Here is a 17,690-nt window from a genome sequence, read left to right as displayed (position 1 = left end):
CCGTCACACGTCCCGCGCACCGGCCGGCGCCGGGAGCCCGCCCCACCGTGCCCCGGGCCCGCGCCCGCCCGCCGTGCCCCGTGCCCGGTGCCCTGGGCCTCTCGGCCCGTGTCCGCGCCCGGGCGCCGGGCTGCCCGGCCCGCGTCGGGCCCGCGCCCCGGCCCTCTCGGCCCGGGCCCGTGCCCCGGGCCTCCCGGCCCGTGTCCGGGCCCGTGCCCCGGCCCCGCGTCGCGCCCGTGCGCCGGGCTCCCCGGCCCCGTGTCGGGCCCGTGCGCCGGGCTCCCCGGCCCGCGTCGGGCCCGTGCCCCCGGCCTCCCGGCCCCGTCGGCGCCCGCGCTGGGGCGGGCCCCGTGGCGGGGTGGGCTATGTCCTGGGATGTCGGATCCCGGGGGGTGCGGTTTGTCGCCCGGGCCGCCGATCACCGATGATGATCGCGGCGAGGACGGTCCGGACGGGTCCGGGTCGTGCTGCCGGATGCACGTCGATCGTGCCTGAACGGGCGGTGAACACGGCCTTCCCGGCATCCGATAGCCTCTGCCGACATGCCGCCCGCCTGGCGCGGCCACCGGTGAGGTCGCCGGTGCGGCCCAGGGGCGCCTCCACCATGTACATGACCGGCGTGCACGCGCCGGACCCAGGGAGTGAGTTCGGTTGCCGACCGCCATCCTCACCGGCTCGCCGGTTCCCGGATCGTCGATCGAGGGCGACCTGCGGTCCCTCGGCTTCGACGTCCGGACCGCCTCCGACGCCGGTGAAGCCGAGGCCCTCCTCGCCGCCGTCCCCGGAGACCTGCGCGTCGCCGTCGTGGACGCGCGTTTCGTGGGCCACGAGCACGCGCTGCGTCTCGGTCTCACCGATCCCCGCTTCCCGATCGCCGCGATCCCGGGAGCGGTCACCGCTCAGCCGGCCGGCCGTCAGGCCCTGACCCGCGCGATCGCCCGGGAGAACTCGGCGAGCGGCAGTGCCGCCCCTGGCAGTGCCGCCCACGGCAGCGCCCCCGCGCGGGCGGCGGCCGGCGTGGAGGACGTCGACAGCCTCGCCGACCGGATCGTCACCGCCCTCGACGCGGACGGCGCCGACGTGCACCGCCCCGAGCTGGGCAGCCTGGTCGCGGAGGTCCCGGCCGACCCCCAGGCCCGCAACGAGGCACGGCAGGCCGTCGCCGCCGTCGACGACGAGGCCGTCCGCCTGAAGTCGGCCGTCAAGGCCCGCGACGGTTTCTTCACCACCCACTTCATCAGCCCGTACTCGCGCTACCTGGCCCGCTGGTGCGCCCGCCGCGGCCTCACCCCGAACCAGGTCACCACCGCCTCGCTGATCACCGCGCTGATCGCGGCGGCCTGCGCGGCCACCGGCACCCGGGGCGGCTTCGTCGCGGCAGGCGTCCTGCTGATCGCGTCGTTCGTCCTGGACTGCACCGACGGCCAGCTCGCCCGGTACTCCCTCCAGTACTCCACCCTCGGCGCCTGGCTCGACGCCACCTTCGACCGCGCCAAGGAGTACGCCTACTACGCGGGCCTCGCGCTCGGCGCCGCCCGGGGCGGCGACGACGTATGGGCCCTGGCGCTCGGCGCCATGGTCCTCCAGACCTGCCGGCACGTCGTGGACTTCTCCTTCAACGAGGCCAACCACGACGCCACCGCCAACACCAGCCCCACCGCGGCCCTCTCCGACAAGCTCGACAGCGTCGGCTGGACCGTCTGGGTGCGGCGGATGATAGTCCTGCCCATCGGCGAACGATGGGCCATGATCGCCGTTCTCACCGCTGCCACCACCCCCCGCATCACCTTCTACGCGCTGCTCGTCGGCTGCGCGTTCGCCGCGACCTACACCACGGCGGGCCGGGTCCTGCGCTCGCTCACCCGCAAGGCCCGGCGTACGGACCGGGCGGCGCAGGCGCTGGCGGACCTCGCGGACAGCGGCCCGCTCACCGAGCTGCTGGCCCGCAGGCTCCCGGCCGGCATCCGCATCCCGGCGCCGCTCGGCGCGTCCGCCGGCGTCGTCCTGCTGGTGCTCGCGGCCGCGTTCGACGGGCCGGGCTTCTCGCTCCTGCTGGCCGCCGTCCTGTACGTCCTGCTCTGCGCCGACGCCGTCGCCCGCCCCCTCAAGGGCGCCCTCGACTGGCTGGTCCCGCCGCTCTTCCGGGCCGGCGAGTACTGCACGGTCCTGATCCTCGCCGCCAAGGCCGGGGCCGACGGGGCCCTTCCCGCGGCTTTCGGACTGGTCGCCGCCGTCGCCTACCATCACTACGACACGGTGTACCGCATCCGCGGCGACGCCGGAGCGCCGCCGGCCTGGCTGGTGCGCGCCATCGGGGGCCAGGACGGGCGCACGCTGCTCGTCGCCGTGCTGGCCGTGGCGCTCACCGCCTCGCAGTTCACGGTCGCGCTCACGGTCCTCGCCGTGGCCGTCGCCGTCGTGGTGCTCGTCGAGAGCATCCGCTTCTGGGTCGCCGCCCACCGGGCAGGCGCCCCTTCCGTACACGATGAAGGAGAACCCGCATGATCGGCCTCGTGCTGGCGGCCGGCGCCGGACGGCGTCTGCGCCCCTACACCGACAGCCTGCCGAAGGCGCTGGTGCCGGTGGGGCCCGCGGGCATAGAGGGCGAGCCCACGGTGCTCGACCTGACGCTCGGCAACTTCGCCGAGATCGGTCTGACGGAGGTCGCGGTCATCGTCGGCTACCGCAAGGAGGCCGTGTACGCGCGCAAGGCGGCGCTGGAGGCGAAGTACGGCCTCAAGCTGACCCTCATCGACAACGACAAGGCCGAGGAGTGGAACAACGCCTACTCCCTGTGGTGCGGCCGTGACGCCCTCAAGGACGGGGTGATCCTCGCCAACGGCGACACCGTGCACCCGGTCTCCGTGGAGAAGACGCTGCTCGCCGCCCGCGGTGAGGGCCGGCGGATCATCCTCGCGCTGGACACCGTGAAGTCCCTCGCGGACGAGGAGATGAAGGTCGTCGTCGACCCCGCCAAGGGCATGACGAAGATCACCAAGCTGATGGACCCCGCCGAGGCGACCGGCGAGTACATCGGCGTCACCCTGATCGAGGGCGACGCGGCCCCCGAGCTGGCGGACGCGCTCAGGACCGTGTGGGAGACCGACCCGCAGCAGTTCTACGAGCACGGCTACCAGGAGCTCGTGAACCGCGGCTTCCGGATCGACGTGGCGCCGATCGGCGACGTCGAGTGGGTCGAGATCGACAACCACGACGATCTCGCCCGTGGACGGGAGATCGCGTGCCAGTACTGACCCGGCTGATCCCCTCGCCGGTCGTCGTGGACATCCGCCCGGGTGCCCTCGACGACCTGGTCGGGGTGCTCGCCGACGAGCGCATCTCGCACTCGGGCAAGCTCGCCCTCGCCGTCAGCGGCGGCTCGGGCGCCCGGCTGCGCGAGCGCCTCACCCCGGCCCTGCCCGGCGCCACCTGGTACGAGGTCGGCGGCGGCACCCTCGACGACGCCGTCCGGCTGGCCGCCGACATAAAGGCCGGGCACTTCGACGCGGTCGTCGGCCTGGGCGGCGGCAAGATCATCGACTGCGCCAAGTTCGCCGCGGCGCGGGTGGGCCTGCCCCTGGTCGCCGTGCCGACGAACCTCGCCCACGACGGCCTGTGCTCCCCGGTCGCCACCCTCGACAACGACGCCGGGCGCGGCTCCTACGGGGTGCCGAACCCGATCGCCGTCGTGATCGACCTCGACGTCATCCGCGAGGCCCCGGTGCGCTACGTACGGGCCGGCATCGGCGACGCCGTCTCCAACATCTCCGCCATCGCGGACTGGGAGCTCGCCAACCGGGTCAAGGGCGAGAAGATCGACGGCCTCGCCGCCGCGATCGCCCGCCAGGCCGGCGAGGCGGTGCTGCGCCACCCGGGCAGCATCGGGGACACCGACTTCCTCCAGGTGCTGGCCGAGGCGCTCGTGCTGAGCGGCATCGCCATGTCGGTGTCGGGCGACTCCCGCCCGTCCTCCGGCGCCTGCCACGAGATCAACCACGCCTTCGACCTGCTCTTCCCCAAGCGGGCAGCCGCCCACGGCGAGCAGTGCGGACTCGGCGCGGCCTTCGCGATGTACCTGCGCGGAGCCCACGAGGAGTCGGCCTACATGGCCCAGGTGCTGCGACGGCACGGACTGCCGGTCCTGCCGACGGACATCGGCTTCACGGTGGACGAGTTCGTCCGCGCCGTGGAGTTCGCCCCCGAGACCCGGCCCGGCCGTTACACGATCATCGAACACCTCGACCTCAAGACCGAGCAGATCAAGGACATCTACGCCGACTATGTCAAGGCCATCGGTAGCTGAACTCAGACCGGTCGTCCACCCTCCGGGGGTGAAGGACCGGCGCAGCGGTGAGCACTGGATGGGACGCCTCTACATGCGTGAGGTGTCCCTGCGGGTCGACCGCTACCTGGTGAACACCAGGGTCACGCCCAACCAGCTCACGTACCTGATGACCGTCTTCGGCGTGCTCGCCGCCCCGGCGCTGCTGGTGCCGGGGATCACGGGCGCCGTCCTCGGTGTCGTCTGCGTCCAGATGTACCTGCTGCTGGACTGCGTCGACGGCGAGATCGCCCGCTGGAAGAAGCAGTACTCCCTCGGCGGGGTCTACCTGGACCGGGTCGGGGCGTACCTCACCGACGCCGCCGTGCTCGTCGGCTTCGGCCTGCGCGCCGCCGACCCGTGGGGCAGCGGCCGCATCGACTGGCTCTGGGCGTTCCTCGGCACGCTGGCCGCGCTCGGCGCGATCCTGATCAAGGCGGAGACCGACCTCGTCGGTGTCGCCCGGCACCAGGGCGGACTGCCGCCGGTCAAGGAGTCGGCGTCCGAACCGCGCTCCTCGGGCATGGCGCTGGCCCGCCGGGCCGCCTCGGCGCTCCAGTTCCACCGGCTGATCCTCGGGATCGAGGCGTCGCTGCTGATCCTGGTCCTGGCCGTCGTCGACCAGGTCCGCGGCGACCTGTTCTTCTCCCGGCTCGGTGTCGCCGTACTGGCCGGCATCGCGCTGCTCCAGACCCTGCTGCACCTGGTGTCCATCCTCGCGTCGAGCAGGCTGAAGTGAGCGCGCCGGTGAAGGTCGGCGCGGTCGTGATCACGATGGGCAACCGTCCCGAGGAGCTCAGGGCCCTGCTCGACTCGATAGCCGGGCAGGACGGCGACCGGGTCGAGGCGGTCGTCGTCGGCAACGGCTCGCCCGTCCCGGACGTCCCCGAGGGCGTCAGGACGATCGAGCTGCCCGAGAACCTCGGCATCCCCGGCGGCCGCAACGTCGGCATCGAGGCCTTCGGGCCCAGCGGCCGCGACGTCGACATCCTGCTCTTCCTGGACGACGACGGCCTCCTGGCCCGCAAGGACACGGCCGAGCTGTGCCGCGAGGCCTTCGGCGCCGACCCCCGGCTCGGCATCGTCAGCTTCCGGATCGCGGACCCGCAGACCGGTGTCACCCAGCGCCGTCACGTGCCCCGGCTGCGGGCCTCCGACCCGATGCGCTCCTCCCGGGTCACCACCTTCCTCGGGGGCGCCAACGCCGTACGGACGAAGGTCTTCGCCGAGGTGGGCGGACTCCCCGACGAGTTCTTCTACGCCCACGAGGAGACCGACCTGGCGTGGCGGGCCCTGGACGCGGGCTGGATGATCGACTACCGGTCCGACATGGTGCTGTACCACCCGACCACCGCGCCCTCGCGGCACGCGGTGTACCACCGGATGGTCGCCCGCAACCGGGTCTGGCTGGCCCGTCGCAACCTCCCCGCCCCGCTGGTCCCGGTCTATCTCGGCGTCTGGCTGCTGCTCACGCTGGCGCGCCGCCCCTCCGGGTCCGCGCTGAAGGCGTGGTTCGGGGGTTTCCGGGAGGGCTGGAGCGCTCCGTGCGGGCCTCGCAGGCCCATGAAGTGGCGTACGGTGTGGCGGCTGACCCGACTGGGCCGGCCTCCGGTGATCTGACAAGCTCGTTCCTGAGGGCACCCCGGGCCTTTCCGGCGGGCCCCCCGGCTCGTGCCGGCCTCGTCAAGGCTGCGCATCCCGAAGACGAAAGTTCCTACTTGTGAGTGAGACAACGCATGACGTCGGAGTCGTGGTGACGGCGTCTCCGTCGCCCGACGAGGGCCTCACGGCGGCGCAGCTGGCCGCCAGGTACGGGCTGGCCGTGAGCGGCGCCCGGCCTCCGCTGCGGGAGTACGTCCGCCAGCTCTGGGGGCGCCGGCACTTCATCATGGCGTTCTCCCGGGCCAAGCTGGCCTCCCAGTACAGCCAGGCCAGGCTCGGCCAGCTGTGGCAGGTGGCCACCCCGCTGCTGAACGCGGCCGTGTACTTCATGATCTTCGGCCTGCTGCTGAACGCCGGCCGGGGGATGTCGAAGGAGGTGTACATCCCCTTCCTCGTCACGGGCGTCTTCGTGTTCACCTTCACCCAGAGCTCGGTGATGACCGGGGTGCGGGCGATCTCCGGCAACCTCGGCCTGGTGCGCGCCCTGCACTTCCCGCGTGCCTCGCTGCCCATCTCGTTCGCCCTCCAGCAACTCCAGCAGCTGCTGTACTCGATGCTGGTGCTGTTCCTGGTGGTGATCGGTTTCGGCAGCTACCCGGACGCCTCCTGGGCGCTGATCGTCCCGGTGCTGGCCCTCCAGTTCTGCTTCAACTCCGGTCTGGCGCTGATCTTCGCCCGGGCCGGCGCGAAGACCCCGGACCTGGCGCAGCTGATGCCGTTCGTCATGCGGACCTGGATGTACGCGTCCGGCGTGATGTTCTCGATCCCCGTCTTCCTCGCGGACAAGCCGCAGTGGGTGGCCAACATCCTCCAGTGGAACCCGGCCGCCATCTACATGGACCTGATGCGCTTCGCGCTCATCGAGGAGTACGCCGCCGAGAACCTGCCGGCGCACGTCTGGGCGGTCGCGGGCGGCTGGGCCGTGGTCGTGGCGCTCGGCGGATTCGTGTACTTCTGGCAGGCGGAGGAGAGGTACGGCCGTGGTTGAGCCGCTCCCGGGACAGCGGGTCCCCACGGTCATCGCCGACGAGGTCCACATCGTCTACCGCGTCAACGGCGCCAAGTCCGGCAAGGGCAGTGCCACCGCCGCGCTGAGCCGTATCGTCAAGCGCGGTTCCGCCGACTCGGCCCGCGGGGTGCGCAAGGTGCACGCCGTGCGCGGTGTCTCCTTCGTCGCCCACCGCGGCGAGGCCATCGGCCTGATCGGCTCCAACGGCTCGGGCAAGTCCACGCTGCTGCGCGCCATCGCCGGGCTGCTGCCGCCGGAGAGCGGCCGGGTCTACACCGACGGCCAGCCCTCGCTGCTGGGCGTCAACGCGGCCCTGATGAACGACCTCACCGGCGAGCGCAACGTCACCCTGGGCGGGCTCGCCATGGGGATGTCCCGCGAGCAGATCAAGCAGCGCTTCCAGGAGATCGTCGACTTCTCGGGCATCAACGAGAAGGGCGACTTCATCACCCTGCCGATGCGCACCTACTCCTCCGGCATGCAGGCCCGGCTGCGGTTCTCCATCGCCGCCGCCAAGGACCATGACGTCCTGATGATCGACGAGGCCCTCGCCACCGGCGACGCCAAGTTCCGGGGGCGCTCCGAGGAACGCATCCGGCAGCTGCGCGAGCACGCCGGCACGGTGTTCCTGGTGAGCCACAGCAACAAGTCGATCAGGGACACCTGCGACCGCGTGCTGTGGCTGGAGAGGGGCGAACTGCGGCTGGACGGCCCGACCGAAGAGGTCATGCGGGAGTACGAGAAGTTCTCGGGCAAGTAGGGCGATTCGGCCAGGGCCCCGCCGGAACTGTCCGGCGGGGCCCTGCGTCTGCAAAGGAAACGTCAACTCCGGTGAGGCCCAGGAATCTTGACGCCAATCGGTGTGTTGTTGTGATGTCCCGGACACCCCCGCGAACCGTGCAGCGTTGTACAACGTAAGCTGGACCGGCCCCCGAAACGCGTCAAGTGGGGTGATAACGCTCAGCGCCCACCGCCGGGACCCGCGCGAGCGTCCGGGCGGCGTGTCCGAAATAGTGTGTATTAGGTCGGCAGTGTAGAACGGGAGATGTGACGGCGATGGCTACGGAAACTCCCCAGCTCGACGCAGGCCGTGCCGTCCCCGCCCCGGGCGGACGACGATGACGGCACCCGCCGTGCCACGCGTCGGCGATCCGGAGCGCGGCACGCTCGACAAGGCCGCGGACGAGAACTTCCCCGTAGCCCCCTTCTTCCTGCCCAAGGCCTGGCGCGCCGACCTGATGGCGGTGTACGGCTTCGCCCGGCTCGTCGACGACATCGGCGACGGCGACCTCGCCCCCGGCGGCGCCGACGCCCGGCTGCTCGGTGTGCCGGCCGCCGACGCGCACGACCGCCTCCTGATGCTGGACGCCTTCGAGGCCGATCTGCGGCGGGTCTTCGACGGGTCCGACGGCCCGCCGCGCCATCCCCTGCTGCGCCGCCTCCAGCCCACAGTGCGCGCCCGCGCGCTCACCCCCGGGCCCTTCCTCGGCCTGATCGCGGCCAACCGGCAGGACCAGCTCGTCAAGCGCTACGAGACCTATGACGACCTGCTCGCCTACTGCGAGCTGTCCGCCAACCCGGTGGGCCGCCTGGTCCTCGCCGTCACCGGCGCCGCCACCCCCGAGCGGATCCGCCGCTCCGACGCGATCTGCACCGCACTCCAGATCGTCGAACACCTTCAGGACGTGGCCGAGGACCTCGGCCGCGACCGTGTCTACCTGCCCGCAGAGGACATGAAACGTTTCCACGTCCGGGAAGCGGACCTGGCCGCGAAGACCGCGGGCGCGTCGGTACGCGCCCTGGTCGCGTACGAGGCGCAACGCGCCGGCGACCTCCTGAATGAAGGCGCCCCCCTGGTGGGTAGCGTTCACGGCAGGCTGAGGCTGCTGCTCGCGGGATTCGTGGCGGGGGGAAGGGCGGCGATCACGGCGATCACCGCCGCCGGACACGACGTACTTCCCGGCCCGCCCAAGCCCGGCAGGTTCCAGCTGCTGCGCGAGGTGGGCGTGACCCTGCGAGGAAAGGGGTGATCCGGGCCGTGGAGCCGTCACCGCACGTGTCCGCGCCGGTACTCGCCGCCTACGGCTACTGCGAGACCGTCACCGGCCAGCAGGCCCGTAACTTCGCGTACGGCATCCGCCTGCTGCCCACGTCCAAGCGCCGCGCGATGTCCGCGCTGTACGCCTTCTCGCGCCGCGTCGACGACATCGGCGACGGCGCCCTGGACCACGAGGTCAAGACCGCCCGGCTCGAGGACACCAGGGCGCTGCTCGCCCGCGTCCGCGCCGGCGAGGTCGAGGAGGACGACACCGACCCCGTCGCGGTCGCCCTCGCGCACACCGCCCGCACCTTCCCCGTGCCGCTGCGCGGCCTGGACGAGCTGATCGACGGCGTCCTGATGGACGTACGCGGCGAGACGTACGAGACCTGGGACGACCTGAAGGTGTACTGCCGCTGCGTGGCGGGCGCCATCGGTCGGCTCTCGCTCGGCGTCTTCGGCACCGCGCCCGGGGCGCGCGGCGCCGAGCGCGCGCCGGAGTACGCCGACACGCTCGGGCTCGCGCTCCAGCTCACCAACATCCTCAGGGACGTCCGCGAGGACGCCGAGGGCGGCCGTACCTATCTGCCCGCCGACGACCTCGCGAAGTTCGGCTGCTCGGCCGGGTTCGACGGCCCGAAGCCGCCGGAGGGGTCCGACTTCGTGGGCCTGGTCCACTTCGAGGTGCGCCGGGCCCGGGCCCTCTTCGCCGAGGGCTACCGGCTGCTGCCCATGCTCGACCGCCGCAGCGGCGCCTGCGTCGCCGCGATGGCCGGCATCTACCGGCGCCTCCTGGACCGCATCGAGCGCGACCCCGAGGCCGTCCTGCGCGGCCGGGTCTCGCTCCCCGGACGCGAGAAGGCGTACGTGGCCGTGCGCGGGCTGTCGGGCCTCGACACCCGGCACGTGTCCCGCCGCACCGTCAGGAGGAACCCCTGATGGACACGGCGCCGGACACCGAGGGCCGGGGCGACCGCACCGGCGGAAAACGGCACGCAACCCTCCGGTCCGGCGCGGCGTCCCTGACTGCGACGACCGGCGGTGCAGAGTTCGACCACCACGGACGGTCCGCACGGGAGGGCGCAGGATGAGCGACGAGCAGCACGCGGACGCCGCCGGCGCGTCCGGGCCCCCGGCGCGCGGCGCCGTCGTCGTGGGCGGCGGACTCGCCGGGGTGACCGCCGCGCTCGCCCTCGCCGACGCGGGAGTGCGCGTCACCCTGCTCGAAGGCCGGCCCCGGCTCGGCGGCCTCGCCTTCTCCTTCCGGCGCGGCGACCTCACCGTGGACAACGGACAGCACGTCTACCTGCGCTGCTGCACCGCGTACCGCTGGTTCCTCGACCGCATCGAGGGCAGCGCGCTGGCACCGCTCCAGGACCGTCTCGACGTGCCCGTCGTCGACCTGGCCAGACCTGCCGGGCGGCGGCTCGGCCGACTGCGGCGCGACGCGCTGCCCGTCCCCCTGCACCTCGGGCGCAGCCTCGCGACGTATCCGCACCTGTCCCTCGCCGAACGCGCCGCCGTCGGCCGGGCCGCCCTCGCGCTCAAGGGGCTGGACCTCACCGATCCGGCACTCGACACCCAGGACTTCGGCAGCTGGCTGACCGCGCACGGCCAGTCGCCGCGCGCCGTCGAGGCCCTCTGGGACCTGGTCGGGGTCGCCACCCTGAACGCGGTCGCGGGCGACTCCTCCCTGGCGCTCGCCGCCATGGTGTTCAAGACCGGTCTGCTGTCCGACCCGGGCGCCGCCGACATCGGCTGGGCGCACGTCCCGCTGGGCGACCTGCACGACGGGCTCGCCCGCAAGGCCCTCGACTCCGCTGGCGTGCGGACCGAGGTCCGCACCCGCGTCACCTCGCTCTCCCGCGACGGCCGGGGGACCTGGAGCGTCCAGGTCCCCGGCGAGACGCTCCACGCGGACGCGGTCGTCCTCGCCGTACCGCAGCGCGAGGCCTACGACCTGCTCCCCGACGGGGCGCTGGACGACGCCGGGCGGCTGCTGGACATCGGCACCGCGCCCATCCTCAACGTGCACGTCGTCTACGACCGCAAGGTGCTCGACAAGCCCTTCTTCGCCGCGCTCGGCACGCCCGTGCAGTGGGTCTTCGACCGCACCGCCGCCTCCGGGCTGCGCGAGGGCCAGTACCTCGCCCTGTCCCAGTCCGCCGCGCAGGACGAGATCGACGAACCCGTCGCCGCCCTGCGCCGGCGCTACCTGCCCGAACTGGAGAGGCTGCTGCCCCGTACGCGCGGCGCCGAGGTGAGGGACTTCTTCGTGACCCGGGAGCGTACGGCGACGTTCGCCCCCGGGCCCGGCGTCGGGCGGCTTCGGCCCGGCGCCCGCACCAGAGCCCCCGGCCTGTACCTGGCCGGAGCGTGGACCGCCACAGGGTGGCCCGCGACCATGGAGAGTGCGGTCCGCAGCGGTGTCGGCGCGGCGGACGCCGCGCTCGGCACGCTGGGCCGGCCCCGCCCCCGCCACCTCTTCGCGTTCGAGGAGGCGGCCTGATGCTCGATCAGCACGGCTCGGCACACCCCCGCACCCTCTCCGGCACCGCAACAAGAGGAGAAACAGTGCCCACTGTGCCCCCGGCCACGCCGGCCGCTCGGCGGACCGCGGTGGATGTGACCGCGCTCCTGGAGCGCGGCCGCACCCTGGCCACACCGGTGCTGCGGGCGGCCGTCGACCGTCTGGCACCGCCCATGGACACGGTCGCCGCCTACCACTTCGGCTGGATCGACGCCCAGGGCAACCCGACCGACGGCGACGGCGGCAAGGCCGTGCGTCCCGCCCTCGCGGTGCTGTCCGCCGAGGTCACCGGGGCCGCCCCCGAGGTCGGCGTCCCCGGCGCGGTCGCGGTCGAACTGGTCCACAACTTCTCGCTCCTGCACGACGACCTGATGGACGGCGACGAGCAGCGCAGGCACCGCGACACCGTCTGGAAGGTGCACGGTCCCGCCCAGGCCATCCTGGTCGGCGACGCCCTGTTCGCCCTCGCCGGCGAGATCCTCCTCGAACTCGGCACGGTCGAGGCGGCCCGGGCCACCCACCGGATGACCGTCGCCACCCGGGCCCTCATCGACGGCCAGGCCCAGGACATCTCCTACGAGCACCGCGACCGGGTCAGCGTCGAGGAGTGCCTGGAGATGGAGGGCAACAAGACCGGCGCCCTGCTCGCCTGCGCCAGCTCCATCGGCGCCGTGCTCGGCGGCGCGGACGCCCGCACCGCCGACGCCCTGGAGAAGTACGGCTACCACCTCGGCCTGGCCTTCCAGGCCGTCGACGACCTCCTCGGCATCTGGGGCGATCCCGAGGCCACCGGCAAGCAGACCTGGAGCGACCTGCGCCAGCGCAAGAAGTCCCTGCCGGTGGTGGCCGCGCTCGCGGCGGGCGGATCCGCCTCCGAGCGGCTCGGGGAGATCCTCGCCGCCGACGCCAAGAGCAGCGAGTTCGACAGCTTCTCGGAAGGCGAGTTCGCCGCACGCGCCGCGCTCATCGAGGAGGCGGGCGGCCGTGACTGGACCGCCGAGGAGGCACGCCGTCAGCACACGGTCGCCCTGGAGGCCCTGAACGCCGTGGACATGCCCGAGCAGGTGCGGGACCGGTTCACGGCGCTCGCCGACTTCGTCGTCGTACGGAAGAGATGATCCCTATCGGTCGAATAGCCCTCGCGTAGTCGCCGGCCGGTGTGCGAGGAGACGGCACCGGCCGACGGCGGACCCACAGCAGACGCAACGCCATGCACACTGCACGAAGGGGAAGCCATGACAGCGACGACCGACGGAAGCACCGGGGCTCTCCCGCCCCGCGCTGCCGCGGCCAGCGAAACCGACATCACCATCCCCGTGGCGGCCGGGGTACAAGAAGCCGCCGCGCACGCGATGCAACGCGCCACCGACTTCCTGCTCGCCGGGCAGGACGCCGAGGGGTGGTGGAAGGGCGACCTCGAGACCAACGTCACGATGGACGCCGAGGACCTGCTGCTCCGTCAGTTCCTCGGTATCCGCGACGAGGCCACCACCCGGGCCGCCGCCCTCTTCGTCCGCGGCGAGCAACGCGAGGACGGCACCTGGGCCACCTTCCACGGCGGCCCGCCCGACCTGTCCGCGACCGTCGAGGCCTATGTCGCGCTGCGACTCGCCGGCGACGAGCCCGGGGCGCCCCACATGCTCCGGGCCTCCGCGTGGGTCCGCGAGCAGGGCGGTATCGCGTCCGCCCGGGTCTTCACCCGGATCTGGCTGGCCCTGTTCGGCTGGTGGAAGTGGGAGGACCTCCCCGAACTCCCCCCTGAGCTGTTGTTCTTCCCTAAATGGTTTCCCCTGAGCATTTACCAGTTCGGCTGCTGGGCGCGGCAGACGATCGTGCCCCTCACCGTCGTGTCGGCGAAGCGCCCGGTGCGTCCGGCGCCGTTCCCGCTGGACGAACTGCACACCGACCCCGCCCGGCCCAATCCCCCCAAACCCCTGGCACCTGTCAACAGTTGGGACGGGCTCTTCCAGCGGCTCGACAAGGTGGTGCGCGGCTACCGGTCGGTCGCGGTGCGCCGGCTGCGCCGGGCGGCCCTGAACTCCGCCGCCCGCTGGATCATCGAGCGACAGGAGAACGACGGCTGCTGGGGCGGGATCCAGCCGCCCGCCGTGTACTCGCTGATCGCCCTTCACCTGCTCGGCTACGACCTCGCCCACCCCGTGATGCGCGCCGGACTGGAGTCGCTGGACCGCTACACCGTGTGGCGCGAGGACGGCGCGCGGATGGTCGAGGCCTGCCAGTCGCCGGTGTGGGACACCTGTCTGGCGACCATCGCGCTCGCCGACGCCGGACTTCCCGCCGACCACCCGCAACTGGTCAAGGCCGCCGACTGGATGCTCGGGGAGCAGATCGTCCGGCCCGGCGACTGGTCGGTGCGCCGGCCCCAACTCCCGCCGGGAGGATGGGCCTTCGAGTTCCACAACGACAACTACCCCGACATCGACGACACCGCGGAGGTCGTCCTCGCCCTGCGCCGGGTCAAGCACCACGACCAGGAACGCATGGACCGGGCCGTCGCGCGCGGCGTGCGCTGGAACCTCGGGATGCAGTCGAGGAACGGGGCCTGGGGAGCCTTCGACGTCGACAACACCAGCCCGTTCCCCAACCGGTTGCCGTTCTGCGACTTCGGCGAGGTCATCGACCCGCCGTCGGCCGATGTCACCGCCCACGTCGTGGAGATGCTGGCGATCGAGGGGCTCTCGCACGACCCGCGCACCCGGCGCGGCATCGAGTGGCTGCTGACCGAACAGGAGCCGGACGGCTCGTGGTTCGGGCGCTGGGGCGTCAACTACGTCTACGGCACGGGGTCGGTGGTGCCCGCCCTCACCGCGGCCGGCCTGTCCGTCCGGCACCCCGCGATCAGGCGGGCGGTCGGCTGGCTGGAGCGGGTGCAGAACGAGGACGGCGGCTGGGGCGAGGACCTGCGCTCCTACCGGGACGCCGCCCGCTGGAGCGCCCGGGGCGCCTCGACCGCCTCACAGACCGCGTGGGCGCTGATGGCGCTCCTGGCGGCCGGCGAGAAGGACTCCGAGGCCGTCGCGCGCGGTGTGGCCTGGCTGGCGCGGACCCAGCGGGAGGACGGCTCCTGGGACGAGCCGTACTTCACCGGCACCGGCTTCCCGTGGGACTTCTCGATCAACTACCACCTCTACCGGCAGGTCTTCCCGCTGACCGCCCTCGGCCGGTACGTCCACGGAGAACCGTTCGGCCAGCAGTCCGCCCCGCACGCGGCCCACACCGAGGCAGAGGGGAGCTGATGAGCACGCAGCCCGTCCCGGACCCGCTGCTGATCGCCTGCGCCCTCGGCATCGAGCACCTCGCCCTGCGCATGGGCGACCGCGGCGGAGCCGACGGTCCCGTCACCGTCCTGCGGACGGGCATGGGCCCGAGGGCTGCGGAGCGTTCCGTCACCCGGATCCTGGCCGACCCGGTGTTCGCGGGGGCGGCCGTGCTGGCCACCGGATTCTGCGCGGGGCTCGCCCCGGGCATGCACCCCGGCGACCTGGTCGTCGCCGAGGAGACCCGCGACCCGCGCGGCGCCGTCCCCTGCGTCGGCACCGAACTGCTCGTCAAGGAACTCGCGCGCACCCTGCCCGGGCGCACCGTCCACACCGGCCCGCTCACCGGCTCCGACCACGTCGTACGCGGTCACGAGCGGGCCGACCTGCTGGCGACCGGCGCGATCGCCGTCGACATGGAGTCGGCGGCCACGCTCCTGAGCGCCGTGCGCGGGGGAGTACGCCCGGTTGCGGCCGTCCGGGTGGTCGTGGACGCTCCTGAACATGAACTCGTCCGGATCGGCACGGTACGCGGTGGAATATCGGCTTTCCGCGTTCTCCGCTCGGTCCTGCCTGCTTTTTTCGAATGGCACCGTAATGTTCTGCTCCCCCGGAGGTGAGCCGCATGGCCATGCCGTTGCGTCAGTCCATCAAGGTCGCTACATACCTGGCTGAACAGAAGCTCCGCAAGCGGGACAAGTTCCCGCTCATCGTGGAGCTGGAGCCCCTCTTCGCCTGCAACCTCAAGTGCGAGGGCTGCGGCAAGATCCAGCATCCGGCCGGAGTGCTCAAGCAGCGCATGCCGGTCGCCCAGGCCGTCGGCGCGGTGCTGGAGTCCGGTGCGCCGATGGTGTCCATCGCGGGCGGCGAGCCCCTGATGCATCCTCAGATGGACGAGATCGTGCGGCAGTTGGTGGCGAAGAGAAAGTACGTCTTCCTCTGCACCAACGCCATGCTGCTGCGCAAGAAGATGGACAAGTTCACCCCCTCCCCGTACTTCGCCTTCGCCGTGCACATCGACGGGCTGCGGGAGCGGCACGACGAGTCGGTGGCCAAGGAGGGCGTGTTCGACGAGGCCGTGGCGGCCATCAAGGAGGCCAAGCGGCGCGGCTTCCGGGTGACCACCAACTCGACGTTCTTCAACACCGACACCCCGCAGACCATCATCGAGGTGCTCAACTTCCTCAACGACGACCTCAAGGTCGACGAGATGATGATCTCGCCCGCCTACGCCTACGAGAAGGCCCCCGACCAGGAGCACTTCCTCGGTGTGGAGCAGACCCGGGAACTGTTCAAGAAGGCCTTCGCGGGCGGCAACCGGCGCCGCTGGCGGCTCAACCACTCGCCGCTGTTCCTCGACTTCCTCGAGGGCAAGGTCGACTTCCCGTGCACCGCGTGGGCCATCCCCAACTACTCGCTCTTCGGCTGGCAGCGGCCCTGCTACCTGATGAGCGACGGGTACGTGCCCACGTACCGCGAGCTGATCGAGGAGACGGACTGGGACAAGTACGGCCGGGGCAAGGACCCGCGCTGCGCCAACTGCATGGCGCACTGCGGCTACGAGCCGACCGCCGTCCTCGCCACCATGGGTTCCCTGAAGGAGTCCCTGCGCGCCATGCGCGAGACCGTCAACGGGAACCGGGAGTGACCGCGTGAGCGCCGTCGCCCTGGGCCTGCCCGGGATGCCGGTCCGGCCGGTGGCGGCGCGCCGCGTGTCGCGGCGGATCCAGGTGGGGTCCGTCGCGGTCGGTGGGGATGCCCCGGTGTCGGTGCAGTCGATGACGACGACGCGTACGTCGGACATCGGTGCCACGTTGCAGCAGATCGCTGAGCTGACGGCGTCGGGCTGCCAGATCGTGCGGGTGGCGTGTCCGACGCAGGACGACGCGGACGCGTTGGCGACGATCGCCCGTAAGTCGCAGATCCCGGTGATCGCGGACATCCACTTCCAGCCGAAGTACGTGTTCGCGGCGATCGAGGCGGGGTGTGCCGCGGTGCGGGTGAACCCGGGCAACATCAAGCAGTTCGACGACAAGGTCAAGGAGATCGCGCAGGCGGCGAGGGAGCACGGCACGCCGATCCGGATCGGGGTGAACGCCGGTTCGCTGGACCGGCGCCTTCTCCAGAAGTACGGCAGGGCGACTCCGGAGGCTCTGGTGGAGAGCGCGCTGTGGGAGGCGTCGCTGTTCGAGGAGCACGGTTTCCGTGACATCAAGATCTCGGTGAAGCACAACGATCCGGTGATCATGATCGAGGCGTACCGTCAACTGGCGGCGCAGAGCGATTATCCGCTGCACCTGGGGGTGACGGAGGCGGGGCCTGCGTTCCAGGGGACGATCAAGTCGGCGGTGGCGTTCGGTGCGCTGCTCTCGCAGGGGATCGGTGACACGATCCGGGTCTCGCTGTCGGCTCCTCCGGTGGAGGAGGTCAAGGTCGGCAACCAGATCCTGGAGTCGTTGAATCTGAGGCAGCGGGGTCTGGAGATCGTGTCGTGTCCGTCGTGCGGGCGGGCGCAGGTGGATGTGTACAAGCTGGCCGAGGAGGTCACGGCGGGTCTGACGGGGATGGAGGTCCCGTTGCGGGTCGCGGTGATGGGCTGTGTCGTCAACGGGCCGGGTGAGGCGCGTGAGGCGGACCTGGGTGTGGCTTCCGGCAACGGCAAGGGGCAGATCTTCGTGAAGGGCGAGGTCATCAAGACCGTTCCCGAGTCGAAGATCGTCGAGACCCTCATCGAGGAAGCCATGAAACTGGCCGAACGGATGGAGGGGGAGGGGGCCGCCGCGGGCGCCCCCGGCGTCACGGGGAAACCGGCAGTGACGGTGAGTTGAGGCAAGGCACGGACCGAGAGGGGG

16 protein-coding genes are annotated in these 17,690 nt (G+C 72.0%); all 16 read left to right on the top strand.

Annotated features, from left to right (window positions below; all coding sequences use genetic code 11):
• Positions 1–651: 651 nt before the first annotated feature.
• The 16 genes from Saso_RS28485 to ispG all read left to right on the top strand — a co-directional run bounded on the left by Saso_RS28485 (position 652) and on the right by ispG (position 17,666).
• The gene (locus tag Saso_RS28485) at positions 652–2,505 is read left to right on the top strand and encodes a DUF5941 domain-containing protein (protein WP_189928062.1); all 1,854 of its coding nucleotides are present in this window, start codon (positions 652–654) and stop codon (positions 2,503–2,505) included.
• Positions 2,502–3,254: a phosphocholine cytidylyltransferase family protein gene (locus Saso_RS28480; protein ID WP_189928061.1), complete on the top strand. Its 753-nt coding sequence runs from the start codon at positions 2,502–2,504 to the stop codon at positions 3,252–3,254. The genes Saso_RS28485 and Saso_RS28480 overlap by 4 nt, the downstream gene beginning before the upstream one ends.
• The gene (locus Saso_RS28475; protein WP_189928060.1) at positions 3,242–4,303 is read left to right on the top strand and encodes an iron-containing alcohol dehydrogenase family protein; all 1,062 of its coding nucleotides are present in this window, start codon (positions 3,242–3,244) and stop codon (positions 4,301–4,303) included. The genes Saso_RS28480 and Saso_RS28475 overlap by 13 nt, the downstream gene beginning before the upstream one ends.
• Positions 4,281–5,060 (top strand): CDP-alcohol phosphatidyltransferase family protein, encoded by a 780-nt coding sequence (locus tag Saso_RS28470; RefSeq protein WP_189928058.1) that lies wholly within the window; start codon positions 4,281–4,283, stop codon positions 5,058–5,060. Before Saso_RS28475 ends, Saso_RS28470 begins: the two co-directional genes overlap by 23 nt.
• 35 nt (positions 5,061–5,095) lie before the next feature.
• Positions 5,096–5,941 (top strand): glycosyltransferase family 2 protein, encoded by an 846-nt coding sequence (locus tag Saso_RS28465; RefSeq protein ID WP_234482331.1) that lies wholly within the window; start codon positions 5,096–5,098, stop codon positions 5,939–5,941.
• A gap of 100 nt (positions 5,942–6,041) precedes the next feature.
• Positions 6,042–6,971 (top strand): ABC transporter permease, encoded by a 930-nt coding sequence (locus Saso_RS28460; protein ID WP_189928054.1) that lies wholly within the window; start codon positions 6,042–6,044, stop codon positions 6,969–6,971.
• A complete protein-coding gene (locus Saso_RS28455; protein WP_189928052.1) occupies positions 6,964–7,752 on the top strand; it encodes an ABC transporter ATP-binding protein in 789 nt (262 codons plus the stop codon). Before Saso_RS28460 ends, Saso_RS28455 begins: the two co-directional genes overlap by 8 nt.
• A 358-nt stretch (positions 7,753–8,110) precedes the next feature.
• Positions 8,111–9,022: a squalene synthase HpnC gene (hpnC, locus tag Saso_RS28450; protein WP_189928051.1), complete on the top strand. Its 912-nt coding sequence runs from the start codon at positions 8,111–8,113 to the stop codon at positions 9,020–9,022.
• Positions 9,019–9,969: a presqualene diphosphate synthase HpnD gene (gene hpnD / locus Saso_RS28445; protein ID WP_189928050.1), complete on the top strand. Its 951-nt coding sequence runs from the start codon at positions 9,019–9,021 to the stop codon at positions 9,967–9,969. The genes hpnC and hpnD overlap by 4 nt, the downstream gene beginning before the upstream one ends.
• Complete coding sequence (locus tag Saso_RS39150) at positions 9,969–10,121, top strand: DUF6380 family protein (RefSeq protein WP_351008924.1); 153 nt, start codon at positions 9,969–9,971, stop codon at positions 10,119–10,121. Before hpnD ends, Saso_RS39150 begins: the two co-directional genes overlap by 1 nt.
• Complete coding sequence (gene hpnE, locus Saso_RS28440; RefSeq protein ID WP_189928049.1) at positions 10,118–11,539, top strand: hydroxysqualene dehydroxylase HpnE; 1,422 nt, start codon at positions 10,118–10,120, stop codon at positions 11,537–11,539. The genes Saso_RS39150 and hpnE overlap by 4 nt, the downstream gene beginning before the upstream one ends.
• A gap of 110 nt (positions 11,540–11,649) precedes the next feature.
• Positions 11,650–12,678: a polyprenyl synthetase family protein gene (locus Saso_RS28435; RefSeq protein ID WP_189928182.1), complete on the top strand. Its 1,029-nt coding sequence runs from the start codon at positions 11,650–11,652 to the stop codon at positions 12,676–12,678.
• A 117-nt stretch (positions 12,679–12,795) separates the two neighbouring features.
• On the top strand, positions 12,796–14,817 hold the full coding sequence (gene shc / locus Saso_RS28430; protein ID WP_189928048.1) for a squalene--hopene cyclase: 2,022 nt from the start codon (positions 12,796–12,798) through the stop codon (positions 14,815–14,817).
• Positions 14,817–15,458: a phosphorylase family protein gene (locus tag Saso_RS28425; protein ID WP_189928047.1), complete on the top strand. Its 642-nt coding sequence runs from the start codon at positions 14,817–14,819 to the stop codon at positions 15,456–15,458. The genes shc and Saso_RS28425 overlap by 1 nt, the downstream gene beginning before the upstream one ends.
• A 5-nt stretch (positions 15,459–15,463) precedes the next feature.
• Positions 15,464–16,486: an adenosyl-hopene transferase HpnH gene (gene hpnH / locus Saso_RS28420; protein ID WP_189928046.1), complete on the top strand. Its 1,023-nt coding sequence runs from the start codon at positions 15,464–15,466 to the stop codon at positions 16,484–16,486.
• A gap of 4 nt (positions 16,487–16,490) precedes the next feature.
• Positions 16,491–17,666, top strand: a complete 1,176-nt coding sequence (gene ispG, locus Saso_RS28415) for a flavodoxin-dependent (E)-4-hydroxy-3-methylbut-2-enyl-diphosphate synthase (protein ID WP_203833564.1) — start codon at positions 16,491–16,493, stop codon at positions 17,664–17,666.
• Positions 17,667–17,690 lie beyond the last annotated feature (24 nt).

Origin of the sequence: Streptomyces asoensis, from assembly GCF_016860545.1 — a bacterium.
Lineage (GTDB): Bacteria > Actinomycetota > Actinomycetes > Streptomycetales > Streptomycetaceae > Streptomyces > Streptomyces asoensis.
This window is presented reverse-complemented; position numbering and strand designations above follow the sequence as displayed.

Coding starts and splice junctions, on each gene's coding strand:
- Saso_RS28480 (WP_189928061.1), top strand. CDS start 2,502: ATGATCGGCCTCGTGCTGGCGGCCGGCGCCGGACGGCGTCTGCGCCCC.
- Saso_RS28470 (WP_189928058.1), top strand. CDS start 4,281: ATGTCAAGGCCATCGGTAGCTGAACTCAGACCGGTCGTCCACCCTCCG.
- Saso_RS28465 (WP_234482331.1), top strand. CDS start 5,096: ATGGGCAACCGTCCCGAGGAGCTCAGGGCCCTGCTCGACTCGATAGCC.
- hpnC (WP_189928051.1), top strand. CDS start 8,111: ATGACGGCACCCGCCGTGCCACGCGTCGGCGATCCGGAGCGCGGCACG.
- Saso_RS39150 (WP_351008924.1), top strand. CDS start 9,969: ATGGACACGGCGCCGGACACCGAGGGCCGGGGCGACCGCACCGGCGGA.
- hpnE (WP_189928049.1), top strand. CDS start 10,118: ATGAGCGACGAGCAGCACGCGGACGCCGCCGGCGCGTCCGGGCCCCCG.
- shc (WP_189928048.1), top strand. CDS start 12,796: ATGACAGCGACGACCGACGGAAGCACCGGGGCTCTCCCGCCCCGCGCT.
- Saso_RS28425 (WP_189928047.1), top strand. CDS start 14,817: ATGAGCACGCAGCCCGTCCCGGACCCGCTGCTGATCGCCTGCGCCCTC.
- hpnH (WP_189928046.1), top strand. CDS start 15,464: ATGGCCATGCCGTTGCGTCAGTCCATCAAGGTCGCTACATACCTGGCT.